Raw genomic sequence first — 12,979 nt, 5'->3', positions numbered from 1 at the left:
TGACAAAACTTCTGGCGGCAACAAGGTCTCAATGCGGTTCATGAACACCTACATGACGTATGCCCCGGATATCGAACCAGAAAACTTCGATGTGTGCCCAGTCTTATTGACCCAACCAGACGCTGATAAGTGGACCCCACAACGGCTCAGTGACCCATTCTTGGACAAGATCACCAAGGTAAAGGTTACTCGGACAACGTTGCGGAACGGATCACACTACCCAATTGAAGCCACGGCTTTGACTGATCTGCACCGGGAAATTTTGAACTTCTTGCATGAAAACAATGCGTAACTTAATGCTAAAGACAACGAATTGAGAAAGACTAGGCAGTCACTTCTGCGCTAGTCTTTTTGTTTGGACTGAATTGGGAAAGGGTACTTCTCAGTGTTGAGTGATTCAATTAAAACGATTATGTCGACTCAATGTAATGGTTATTAAGGATGGTCAGACGTCCTAAGTGGTTTCATGAAAACGGTTAACGAGGTGTTGCTGTCAACAAACACATCATGAGAAGCATTGCTGTCAATGGACTTACTAGCAGTCGAGGGCGGATTCTCTACAACCTCGGTTTAATGCTATTTTGATTCTTAACTGTCATGTCAAACAAAAATGGATATAGTTTGCATAAATTCATTAATATTCTCTAATTAATACAAAGAATATCTAAAGCAATATGCAGAAAATATACCGGACTTTATGTATATTCGCCGTGTTAATGTAGACTTTATACAGGAAAACACTTAAATTTGATAAATTCAAAAATAATCATTGCATTTTGAATGCATTGCGTTATAGTTAGACACATACGAAAATAGTCATTAAATTTTAATTTTACTAATGAATGGGGTGAGTGCATGAACGTTGCGATAGTGGGTGTTACTGGATATAGCGGGACGGTGTTATATAGTCTGCTGGCGAACCATCCAGAGATTGAGAAGATTAACTTGTACGGGCATACAGATGAAGGAGAAAACGGAACGGTCCGCTATTTAGACGAGCTGTTGCCCCAGTTTCACGGCGAACACGTGGCCATTCAGGCGTTTGATCCGGCACAGATCATGGCCGACAACCAAGCGGTGTTCTTTGCCACTTCCTCCGGCGTCAGCAGTCAGCTGGCCGTGCCATTTGCCGAAGCTGGTTTTCCGGTCATTGACCTTTCCGGTGATTACCGACTTGACGCAAAACAGTATGAACAGTGGTATCACAAGCCAGCAGCGACGACTTCGGCTCTGAAAAAGGCGGCTTATAGTCTCGCAGATTTCTATGACACGGATGCCAAATACATCGCTAACCCAGGCTGTTACGCTACGGCCACGCTTCTCGGATTAGCACCACTGGTTCAACAGGATCTGATCGACCCTGACAGCATCATCGTTGATGCCAAGTCCGGGACGTCAGGGGCGGGCAAGAAGTTGTCTCAGATCACCCACTTTACGGAGGCCAACGACAACCTGCAGCTCTACAAGCTGGATACGCACCAACACATTCCAGAAATTGTACAGCAGTTGCAGGTTTGGAACGACAAGGTACAAGCCATTGAATTCAACACCACGTTGATTCCTGTAACGGTGGGCATCATGGCGACGATTTACGCCAAGCCAAATCCAGGACAAGATCAAGCGTCACTGGTCAAGGCTTTTGAAACGACCTACGCGGACCATCCGTTCATTCACGTGATGGACGGCGAGGTACCAGCGTTAAAGGATGCGGTTGGCTCAAACAATTGTGACCTGGGTGTGAAGTACAACCCAAAGACCAACACCGTGATGGTTGTCAGCGTGATCGACAACCTGATGAAGGGGGCCGCAGGTCAGGCGGTCCAAAATTTCAACCACATGTTCCACTATAACGAAACAACGGGGCTCCCAAAGTTTCCCGCATTTTCATAAAACAACTCACAGGGGATAGTTATATGACACAAGACGAAGAGTCATCAATTAATCAGATATCGTTTACGTGGCCGAAAGGGTTCTACAACGACGGTATCAAAATTGGGTTAGGTACCGTCGATAAGAAAGATTTCGGTTACCTGTTTTCCCAAGTCCCAGCGGCGGCTGCTGGGACCTACACGACCAACAAGTTTCAAGCGGCACCAACGAAGTTAACGAAGGAAACAATCAATGTTGACCACAAGCTTCAAGCGGTGATCCTCAACAGCGCCATCGCCAATTCATGTACTGGCGCGCAGGGAACAAAGGACGCGCACACGGAACAACAGTGGCTGGCCGATGCACTGAACATCGATACCAACCTCGTGGGCGTGGCGTCCACCGGGCTGATCGGCGCTTATCTGGACATGGATAAGATCAAGGCGGGGTTACCCAAATTGCAGCCAAAGACTGGCGATGATGTATCCCAAGCCATTTTAACCACTGATAAAAAGCCAAAACAAGCTTGCGTTCAGGTCACACTGGACGGCAAGACTGTGACCATTACGGGTTTCGCTAAGGGTTCTGGAATGATTCACCCAAGATGGCAACCATGCTGGGTTTTGTAACCACGGATGCTGCCATTGACGGGGACTTGCTGCAAGCAACATTAAGCGCAGGCGTTGATACCACCTTTAACCAAATCACGGTTGATGGCGACACATCGACAAACGATATGGTCGTTGTCCTGGCAAACGGATGGCGCAAAATACTGAACTTAAAACGACGACTGACGCGGATTATGACACGTTTGCGGCGGGCTTGCATTTTGTGTTAGGCGAACTCGCCAAGCAAATTGCTGCCGACGGCGAAGGGGCAACGAAGCTGATCGAAGCCAACGTGACCGAAGCTTTGAACCCGACTGAAGCGCAGTCCGTTGCGAAAGCGGTGGTTGGCTCGAGCCTTGTGAAGGCAGCCATCTTTGGGGACGACCCGAACTGGGGCCGGATCATTGCCGCTATTGGGATGGTCGACGCACGATGGATATTGACCACGTAGCGATTTCCGCAAATGGCATTCCGCTGGTCAAAGACAGTGTGGCTTTGCCATTTGATGAGACGATGGTCAGCGAAAGTATGAAGACGTCAAAGGTGACGATCGACGTCAGTTTGAATAGCGGGACAGCAACCGGCCAGGCTTGGGGTTGTGATTTGACGTATAACTACGTGAAGATCAACGCCAGCTACCATACGTAGAAGGGGGCCTTTTATGATGAACTTGATTATTGTTAAAATCGGCGGCAACGCCATTCACAGTCTGACACCAGATTTCTTTGAACAGTTGAAGACGTGGCGCCAAGCCGGCAAAAAGGTTCTGTTGATCCACGGTGGCGGCCCGCAGATCTCACAGTTGGCTGAAAAACTCAGCATTCCAACGGTGAAGAAAAATGGGATTCGGGTGACGGATGAAGCCACACTTTCCCTCACGAAGATGGTGTTGCTGGGGAACGCTCAGCCAGAGTTGTTGACGCGATTGAACCAGGCTGGACTTGCGGCCGTTGGATTGAATGCGGCGGATGAACACTTGTTGTCTGGTAACTTCATTAACAAGGATGAGTATGGCAACGTTGGTCAGATCTCAGCCGTAAACGAAATTGCGCTTTCCAAGTTATTGACCGACCAAATTGGTGTCTTAGCGCCCCTCGCACTCACTAGTGAGGACAGTTGGCTCAACGTAAACGCTGATACGGCGGCTGCAGATATCGCTCGCCTGTTAAAGGCCAGCCAACTCTATCTGTTGACTGACGTGCCAGGTGTCTTACGAGGCGGCGAAGTCGTTTCGCAACTGATCCCACAGGATGTGCAAACCCTGATCAATAAGAAAGTCATCACGGCCGGCATGCAGCCGAAACTGCTCGCTGCCTGTGCCGCCATTCACGCCGGGGTCCACTCCGTTCGCATTACGGACCGGTTGACCCACCACGGAACTATTTTACAGGAGGTCGTTTCCGAACCATGACAACCACAATGACACACGTGTTTCCCACCTACGCCCGGTTCCCTTTCGAACTCGTTGACGGCAAGGGGGTTACCTTAACCGATAATAATGGTAAACAATATTTAGATTTCACCTCAGGCATCGGGGTCTGCAACCTCGGCTACCAAAACCCCGCTGTGACCAGCGCGGTTGAAGACCAGGTTAAAAAGATCTGGCACATTTCAAACCTGTATGAAAACCATCTGCAGGAAGCTGTCGCAAAACTGTTGGTGAAGGATGAAGACAAGCTCGTTTTCTTTGCCAACTCAGGTACTGAAGCCAACGAAGCAACGTTGAAGCTCGCCCGGAAAGCAACTGGTAAGACGGCTGTCCTGTCGTTTAACCACTCCTTCCACGGCCGAACCTATGGTGCCATGTCGATGACGGGCAACGCCCACATTCAGGAAGGGTTCTTCCCGATGGTGCCTGATATTCGTTTTGCGGATTACAATGACGATGCCTCATTGGCGAAAATTACGTCAGACCTTGCTGCCGTTATCCTGGAAGTCATTCAGGGTGAGGGCGGGGTCATCAACGGTGATCCGGATTGGCTTAAGGCCGTTCAAGCGAAGTGCCAAGAAGTCGGCGCATTATTGATCATTGATGAAGTCCAGACTGGTAACGGTCGGACGGGGTATCAATTTGCGTACCAGGGCGTTGGCTTGGATCCTGACATTGTGACCACCGCAAAGGGCTTGGCCAATGGGCTGCCCGTGGGTGCCATGATCGGTAAGACGAGTCTTGGCGCCGCATTTGGCCCTGGGACGCATGGGTCAACTTTTGCCGGGAACCCGCTGACGATGGCGTCTGCGAAGGCTACTTTGGAACAGCTGACGCCAGAATTCTTGCAGGACGTGCAGGATAAGGCGGATGCCGTTTGGGCTCAGTTGGCCAACTTCAAGGACTTAGCGGTCGTTCAATCGATTTCTGGGAAGGGCTTGATGATCGGCATCCACCTGACGGATGACGTCCAGGTGAACGATGTCATCGTGAAGCTTCAGAACAAGGGACTGTTGACACTCTCTGCTGTGGGCAACACGCTGCGGTTATTACCACCACTAGTGATGACACCGGGCGATTTGAAACAGGGATTAACCACGATTTACGAAACACTAAATGATTTAAACTAAACACAATTAAAACTGCCATTTTGGGCACTGCTAACGAACTGTTGTTGGCGGGTCTTTTTTATAGTTTGAGTAGAGTGGTTTAGTCCGTTGCACTCCGCAATTTGGCACTCCGTATGGTGGCTCGCGATGAAGCTAATTCGATTTCTGCTGCGCAGCTCTCGAATGGATCTTCATCGTCTCGCATGTCACTAGGTGGCCGAAGAACTCGCCCACCAAGTGACATCGACACCATAGCTTCGTGACAAATTACTCCGTTCCACTGACATTGAGCATCATATTTGTGTTAGTGAAGCATCAAAATATAGTTAAACATAGTTTGTAGAGAATCCGCCCTCGACTGCTGGTAAAGTCGTTAATAGCAATGCTTCAAACGGTGTTGATTCAGGTCAAAAATTTAAATAGGCTATTCAAAACAACGCGAGAATTCCTGATGACTGGAACCACAATAGTAGCGTAGTGGAGCCGGTCGACATTGCTGGCAGTAGTGAAAGCATGAGTTGACGACCGTCCTTTGGTCGTTTACTCATGCGGGAGACGTTGAGATCCTTGAATTTCTAGTTTATAGTGCGGAAACGTGTTCCGCAGGCCAACTCCCTACTGTGTAAGGTAACTTTGCCAGAAATTCAAGACCAGAATTTCCGGCAAAGTTACCTTACACTCCGGGAGTTACCCGGCCTGTTACACACTCTGGCCTCAGCCTGCAGAGCCGACCGGCGGAACGAAGCGACATTCACATTCATTTCCGTTACTCATTTGTTTTTAATAATTTTATTGCCGTTTTGACCAGGGTTCGCTATGATTACTGTAATGAAGATGCTTTGCACTGAAAGGATGATTACGAATGAAAGCCATTATTACCGTTGTTGGACAGGACCAGGTCGGCATCGTTGCAGCAGTTTCAAGCACATTGTCAGACTTGAAAATCAACATTACAGATATTTCTCAAACGTTGATGCATGGGAGCTTTACCATGATGCTGATGGGTGAGTGGGACGAGGAAGATACCGCATTTGCAACGGCGCAAGAAACACTGAACGCACTGGGAGAATCGCGGCACTTGGACATTCGTATTCAGCGTCAAGAACTTTTGATGCCATTCAAAAACTCTAGGAGGTCATTATGGAAACAAAACAAATTCAAGAAACGATTCAGATGATCTCTGAAGAGCGGCTGGATATCCGAACCATTACAATGGGCATTTCGCTGTTAGATTGTATTGACAGCGACGGTGCAAAAGCACGGCAAAAAATCTACGACAAACTCACGACGAGCGCAAAGGACCTCGTTAAAGTGGCCGACCAAATTCAGGCCGAATATGGCATTCCCATCATTAACAAACGGATTTCGGTGACGCCGATCTCAATCGTTGCTGCGGCCAGTGGTGACAGTGACTACGTTGCCTATGCGCAAACGATGGAAAAGGCCACCGAGACGCTGGGTGTTGACTTGATTGGCGGATTTACAGCGTTAGTTCAAAAGGGCTATCAGTCAGGTGACAGAAAGTTGATTGCGTCGATTCCAGAGGCGTTGAATGTGACCAGCCGGGTCTGCAGCTCGGTCAATGTTGGGTCCACTAAAGCCGGAATCAACATGAATGCCGTGGCGCAAATGGGGCGGGTCGTGAAGGATATTGCCGCAATCGACCTGTGAACTGTATGAGCCTTGTCATTTTTGCAAACGCAGTTGAGGATAATCCCTTCATGGCTGGCGCTTTCCATGGTGTTGGTGAAGCCGATAAGGTGATCAACGTCGGCATCAGTGGCCCAGGCGTTGTGAAGCGGGCGTTGGAGCAGGTGAAGGGGCAACCGATCGATACCGTTTCGGAAACCATTAAGAAAACGGCTTTTAAAGTTACCCGAATGGGACAACTCGTGGGTAACGTGGCAGCTGAACGCCTTCACGTGCCGTTTGGCATCGTGGACCTATCACTGGCACCAACGCCAAACGAGGGTGACTCCGTGGCGGAAATTCTTGAAGAGATCGGCCTGGAGAGTGTCGGCGCACCCGGAACAACGGCGGCTTTGGCACTGCTAAACGACGCTGTGAAGAAGGGCGGCGTAATGGCCTGCGAACACGTTGGCGGGCTGTCAGGGGCCTTTATTCCAGTCTCAGAAGACGCCGAAATGATTCGGGCAGTCAGTGCTGGTCGACTGAACATTGAAAAGTTGGAAGCAATGACGGCAGTCTGCTCGGTTGGCTTGGATATGATTGCGATTCCGGGAGATACGCCGGCTGAGACAATCAGCGGCATGATTGCGGATGAGGCGGCTATTGGCGTGATTAACAATAAAACAACGGCGGTGCGCGTCATTCCAGCGGTCGGAAAAAAGGTCGGTGAGTCGATCGATTTCGGCGGTTTGTTCGGAACGGCACCCATTATGCCGGTGAATACAAATAGTCCCAAGCAGTTTGTGGATAGGGGCGGGAGAATTCCTTCGCCGATTCATTCGTTTAAGAACTAGAGCGTGAAGGAAGGCGGTTAAGGGGCAGAATGTAAGTGACTCTGGCAGAAATGCCCGAATTTGGCATTTTTGCCAGAGTCGCTTACATGGCCGCCCCTTGCCTTCCTGAACGCGTTTCCACTAGAGAAAAGTAGAAATCAGTAGCCGAAACCAATCTAGCAAAGAGACCCATAATCAAAGAACCCACCAACCTTCCTGAGCGCGTTTCCACTAGAGAAAATTAAAAAGCAGCAACCGAAACCAATCTAGTAAAGAGAATTGCAATCACAATACCAACTCCCCCAAGTGCGAACTAAAGGACAGTTTAAAAGCGCACCAAAAACAGCACTGCATAAGAACCACGCCCAAATTAATATAAAAAAGAACCTACCAGCCACACAAATCATGTGTACCTGATAGGTCCTTTTTAATTCAAATCAATCCAAATATTCCGAATACCGTCCCAAAACCTGATCAACCATCTTAGCCGAAGAACCACTATAATTCTCCGGATCCAGTAGTTCTCGCAAAGTGGCTTCATCAACGTCATCAGTGACACGTGCATCCTGTAACAGGAGGTCTAACAACGGCTTATCCTCTTCAAAAGCCTTCATACAGTTTTCATAGATGACTTCATGGGCAACTTGACGACCAAGATAATGACCAAGATCAAGCATGACACGTTCAGAGACAATCATGCCTTTGGTCATCGCTAGATTGCGTTTGATATTGTCTTCATGGACGATCATTTGATTGATCACGGTGTGTAGCATGGCCATTGCACCACTCAAATTAATGCAGATTTGCGGCAGGTATGCCCAATCCGTTTGCCAAAACGACATATCACGTTCATGTTCTTGAACCATGGCAGTGGTACCGAGCGGCGCACTGGCTTGTACAAGTCGGGTCGTCGCCACGATGTTTTCACAAATCATGGGATTACGTTTTTGGGGCATGGTGCTTGACCCGATTTTCCCCATTGTAAAGCCTTCCTCGACTTCCTCAATTTCAGTTCGTTGCAGATTGATGATTTCGTTCGCAATCTTTGCGACCGTTCCGGCAATCATACTCAAAATATCACTGAATTCAGCAAAACCATCTCGTGATACGTGCCAAGTGATGAGCGGCGTTTCAAGACCTAACAGCTCACAATACTTTGCCTGAACTGCTAAGCCTTTATCGCCCAGCGAAGCAAGGGTACCGGCAGCTCCAGCTAGTTCACCGACTAAGTAGCGGTGCTTGGCCTGTTCTAACCGCTCCAAATGGCGGCCGAATTCGTTAGCCAAATGGCAATTTTATAGCCAAGCGTAATCGGAACAGCGTGTTGGGCGTGGGTTCGACCAGCCATCACCAAATTTTTGTACTTATCTGCCTGTTTGAGACAATCGCGGAGCAGGTCTTCAACTTGACTGACAATAATTGCTTGAGCGTCCTTGAGTTGTAAAACCAAGCCGGTGTCAGTGATGTCTTGAGTCGTTGCGCCCCAGTGAACGTACCCGCCAGCCTCTGGTGAAAGAGACTTGGTGAAGCTCTTGATCTGAGGCATTAACGGATGAGCAGTCTTCTTGAAACCTTCACGGACCTCATCCGTATTAATGTTTTTGAAAACAGCCTTGGCCTTTATTTCATCCGCATCTTTTTGCGGCACAATGCCCTGGGTTGCTTCTGCTTGGGCAAGCGCGTCCCAGGCATCTAGCCATTTTTGAATTTGCGTCTCATCAGAAAATACGTCGCGCATTGCCTTCGTACCGTACTGATCTTTAAATAATGCTGAATCAATTACACTTGATGTCATTTTGATCTCTCCTAACATAATAGTGAATCGGCATAGTGTTCGTTTTTGAAACCGCTTGACCATAACCTAAGCGCAAGCCAAGTTGAAGTCAATGGAATCAGGAAGATTGTGATAGATCGGTTTAATAACTATTAATAAAATTTAGTTATAGTAACAGCTAAAATTACTGCTGACACTATGAGTACGAGCGATTTTTACATATATCAATAGAATTGATAAAGAATGCAACGTTTGACTATAAAATTCAGACTCATATACACTCACTTTGAACAATAATTCACGAATGAAATATTGTTTCTCAAAAAAATATGGCAATTTTTTGACCGTCTTAGAAACCGCTTACAATATTTTGGGAGCAGGTGATGTAGATGAGCAGCGGTGTTAAGTATCGGCAGTTGATCCTGCCGTTCTTAATTGGCATTATTATTTGGGGCATGACCCCTGTTAGACCAACCAGTATTTCCGTTGCGGGTTGGCATATTCTTGCTATTTTTCTAGCAACGATTATTGGATGTATTACACGGCCGCTTCCCATTGGTGCGGTCGCAATTATCGGATTTACAGTGACAGTTTTGACCAAAACGGTCACGATGGATGTTGCGTTGACCGGATTTGGTAATGCCACGATTTGGTTGATCGTCATGGCGTTCTTCATTTCAAGAGGGTTCATTAAAACGGGGCTGGGAAGACGGATCGCATTAAATTTTGCGAGTGCCTTCGGAAAACATACGTTGGGACTCGCTTATTCGTTGATCGCGGTTGACCTTGTCCTTTCGCCGGCGATGCCAAGCAGTACCGCACGGGCTGGTGGCGTGGTCTACCCGATTATCGATGCGCTGTCAAATGCGTTTGGTTCGTCGCCCAAGCAGCATACGCAGCGTAAAATTGGCTCGTTTCTGGTCTTTTCAGAGTTTCACGGCAACATTATTACTTCCGCGATGTTCCTCACGAGTATGGCTGGCAACCCATTAGCGCAATTATTGGCTAAATCACAAGGCGTCACTATTACATGGATGGGGTGGTTAATGGCTAGTATCGTTCCAGGCGTTGTGTCTTTAACGTTGATTCCTTATCTCATTTATAAACTTTACCCGCCTGAATTAAAAGAAATGCCGGATGTGAAACCATGGGCGCAAAAACAGTTAACTGAAATGGGCAAAATTTCGCTCCAAGAAAAATTAATGGCCGGTATTTTGTCTTAGCGTTGGCACTTTGGACAACTGAGAGTTTGACGCAACCATGACAGCCTTCATTGCGCTGACGCTAATTCTATTAACAGGGGTACTCTCTTGGGATGATGTGCTGCATGAAACTGGTGCATGGAATACCTTTACCTGGTTTTCAGTGCTGGTCATGATGGCGGATCAATTGAATAAAATGGGATTCATTCCCTGGCTAAGCAAAACGATTGCGGCATCATTACATGGGATGAATTGGATGTTGGTCCTAACGGTAGCCTGTTTGGCATACTTTTACAGTCATTATCTATTCGCGAGTGCAACAGCCCACATCAGCGCAATGTATTTAGCCTTTTTAGGAATTGCTATCTCGTCAGGTGTTCCGGGACTATTGGCAGCACTCATGCTCGGGTTCTTTGGCAATATCTTTGGCTCAACGACCCACTATGGTTATGGGCCGGCGCCGGTACTTTTTGGCTCGGGGTATGTGACACAAAACGAGTGGTGGCGGTTAAATGCCATTCTGGGACTGGTCTACATTGTCATCTGGCTTGGATTAGGCACGCTGTGGATGAAAGTGATTGGCTACTGGTAGTCATGGTACAATCAAGGTAACGCTTATGAAAAAGGGGACTGTTGTATGAATACCAAGGACCTAGCCTATTTTTGCCAACTGGTTGACCAAAAAATTATACGGCGACTGCAAAATACTTTGGGGTCAGTCAACCAACGATTACGATGGCAATCAAGCGGTTGGAAAAAGAATATGGCGGTATCTCGCTGATCACGCAACCCTATCCACGCGCGAGTTTAACTGTAACCCGGGCAGGACAGGTGCTTTATGAACAGGCGCAGGATGTTTTAGGCCAATTACAAACGACTCGGACTGAGGTCGTCCATGCAGCAGAAGACAGTATTCGATTAGGTCTGTCACCCGTCACGGGGGTCACCTGGTTTCCAAAAGTCGCCAATAAACTGTTGAAGACCAACTTACTGGCTGATCTAGTTGTCCACGAGGCAGGTTCACAGCAGCTTTTATCCGAATTGACAAGTGGTCAGATTGATGTGGCCTTACTGGCAACGGTCAGCCCCCTAAAGTCACAAGACTTAAATGCGATGCTGCTGGCAATTCACCCCTTTAAGATAATCGTCAGTGCGCATCACAGGCTGGCACAACAAGAGGCAGTGGCGTTCTCTGATCTTCGAGATGACCCATTTGTGACCATGACAAACCACTATATTCATGCTCAAGCGCTTGAAGCCTACAGTTCGGCAGGCCAGTTTAGACCCAACGTTGTTTATCGGACGTCGGATCTATCAATGGTTAAAGCGCTTGTGCGGCAAAACGTTGGGGTGAGCTTACTGGTTGAAACGGCTGTGAATCAAGGAGACGCTGGCATCACGGCCCTTGCTTTAACGGATGTCCCGCCAACGCTGAGTTACATGTATCTGGTGACGCGCCATTCATTTCACCCAACCAAAAGACAAGCGTTCTTCATACAACTTTTTCGAGATCAAGCGCAGTCATAGTGGCAAACAGTGCGATGAGTTGAACGGTTGCCTTCGATTGTTTTCTCGAATCAATGAGTAACAAGCGATACAACATCATAGGATAACCAAAAAAGAGATTGCCGAAGTGACTTGTTCAGCAATCTCTTTTTAATGATGCTATATCATTTTAAAAATAATACTATTTATAAAATAGTATATTCTAAATCGAAAAATCATAGACAAAAACGACTTAACCGTTTATCAACCCGCAATGGCTGGACCGGTCAAGTCGTTTCACGTTTCTGACACCTGTTTAAGTGCTATGCTTCACTTGTGGGAATGATCTTAAAATCGGTGTGGTCTTCCTTCACAACGGCGAGTAATCTTTCAGACTGCGCGCTGTCGAGGTATCCCAAATCGATTGCCGGGAACCCGTCAACGGTCTTGACGTCCTCAAAGCGATCTAATATGAAGTGTTTAAGTAATTCAGTTGTTTCCTTATGAGCAGCTGCCTTTTTGGCGGCCGCAGCTAGGGTAAATCCCTGATCCATGTAGTACTTGATCACGAAGACCTTGATCAACATGCCGTACGTGTACTTGCGGTTTTGACTGTGTTCCTTTTTGCTTTCGATGTAGCCCTTTTGTTCCCAGTAGCGTAACTGACTTTGCGAGACGCCGGTTGCTTCTGCCACGTCGCCGATACCTAGGTACCACTGGACGTTCTTACTAACGAAGTGTAACTGTTCTCGAAATGCTGGGTCTAACATGTTATTCATGGTAATGCCTCACTTTCGGATACTGGTTTGTGTTGTCAGATTGTTTCAAATGCGCTTTTCGTCTCAAAATTAGAGATTTATATAGAAATTTTTCAAAATATTTTTTATTTTCAGTCATTTCACGCGATATTTGGGGCAATTAGGGGATCTGACGCAGTCTAAATACTAGGGGTGATGCCGTTCTTGTAACAGCTTTCTTTATTGATGCAATAGGATTTAGATATTATAAATTGTCAGAACGATGTTAGGTTTCATAAGGTAC

Annotated in this window: 6 protein-coding genes and 6 pseudogenes; 9 read left to right on the top strand and 3 right to left on the bottom strand. The window is 47.4% G+C overall.

The genetic code is table 11. The features are described from left to right. From JCM11969_RS18085 to JCM11969_RS10685, 7 genes and pseudogenes are all read left to right on the top strand, one after another. Nucleotides 1-292, top strand: a pseudogene (locus JCM11969_RS18085) (alpha/beta hydrolase); the annotation flags it as partial. Between the two features lie 563 nt (nucleotides 293-855). Continuing rightward, nucleotides 856-1,890, top strand: coding sequence for an N-acetyl-gamma-glutamyl-phosphate reductase (argC, locus tag JCM11969_RS10710; RefSeq protein WP_054711147.1), 1,035 nt, complete (start codon nucleotides 856-858; stop codon nucleotides 1,888-1,890). A gap of 23 nt (nucleotides 1,891-1,913) precedes the next feature. Further along, a pseudogene (gene argJ, locus JCM11969_RS10705) lies at nucleotides 1,914-3,125 on the top strand (bifunctional glutamate N-acetyltransferase/amino-acid acetyltransferase ArgJ). 13 nt (nucleotides 3,126-3,138) lie between these two features. Continuing rightward, on the top strand, nucleotides 3,139-3,888 hold the full coding sequence (argB, locus tag JCM11969_RS10700) for an acetylglutamate kinase (RefSeq protein ID WP_054711145.1): 750 nt from the start codon (nucleotides 3,139-3,141) through the stop codon (nucleotides 3,886-3,888). Next, complete coding sequence (argD, locus tag JCM11969_RS10695; RefSeq protein ID WP_225353247.1) at nucleotides 3,885-5,036, top strand: acetylornithine transaminase; 1,152 nt, start codon at nucleotides 3,885-3,887, stop codon at nucleotides 5,034-5,036. Before argB ends, argD begins: the two co-directional genes overlap by 4 nt. A gap of 841 nt (nucleotides 5,037-5,877) precedes the next feature. Further along, nucleotides 5,878-6,146: pseudogene (locus JCM11969_RS10690) on the top strand (ACT domain-containing protein). A 9-nt stretch (nucleotides 6,147-6,155) separates the two neighbouring features. Further along, nucleotides 6,156-7,498, top strand: a pseudogene (locus tag JCM11969_RS10685) (PFL family protein). 416 nt (nucleotides 7,499-7,914) lie between these two features. Here the strand turns inward: JCM11969_RS10685 and JCM11969_RS19115 are convergent. Together JCM11969_RS19115 and JCM11969_RS19110 are read right to left on the bottom strand one after the other, a co-directional pair. Continuing rightward, nucleotides 7,915-8,154 carry a hypothetical protein gene (locus JCM11969_RS19115; protein ID WP_263850058.1) on the bottom strand — a complete coding sequence of 80 codons (240 nt, stop codon included), beginning with the start codon at nucleotides 8,152-8,154 and terminating at the stop codon, nucleotides 7,915-7,917. A 291-nt stretch (nucleotides 8,155-8,445) separates the two neighbouring features. Continuing rightward, nucleotides 8,446-9,215: pseudogene (locus JCM11969_RS19110) on the bottom strand (lyase family protein); the annotation flags it as partial. 425 nt (nucleotides 9,216-9,640) lie between these two features. Here JCM11969_RS19110 and JCM11969_RS10675 point away from each other — a divergent pair. Then, nucleotides 9,641-11,045 (top strand): annotated as a pseudogene (locus JCM11969_RS10675) (anion permease). Nucleotides 11,046-11,203: 158 nt separating this feature from the next. Continuing rightward, nucleotides 11,204-11,980, top strand: a complete 777-nt coding sequence (locus tag JCM11969_RS10670; protein ID WP_162231475.1) for a LysR substrate-binding domain-containing protein — start codon at nucleotides 11,204-11,206, stop codon at nucleotides 11,978-11,980. A 281-nt stretch (nucleotides 11,981-12,261) separates the two neighbouring features. Here JCM11969_RS10670 and JCM11969_RS10665 read toward each other — a convergent pair whose 3' ends face one another. After that, a complete protein-coding gene (locus tag JCM11969_RS10665) occupies nucleotides 12,262-12,717 on the bottom strand; it encodes a MerR family transcriptional regulator (protein WP_225353246.1) in 456 nt (151 codons plus the stop codon). Nucleotides 12,718-12,979: the final 262 nt, after the last annotated feature.

The sequence above is a fragment of the Secundilactobacillus paracollinoides DSM 15502 = JCM 11969 genome (assembly GCF_001311135.1).
Lineage (GTDB): Bacteria > Bacillota > Bacilli > Lactobacillales > Lactobacillaceae > Secundilactobacillus > Secundilactobacillus paracollinoides.
The sequence above is the reverse complement of the archived record's forward strand: the minus strand, read 5'-3'. Positions and strand labels throughout refer to the sequence as shown.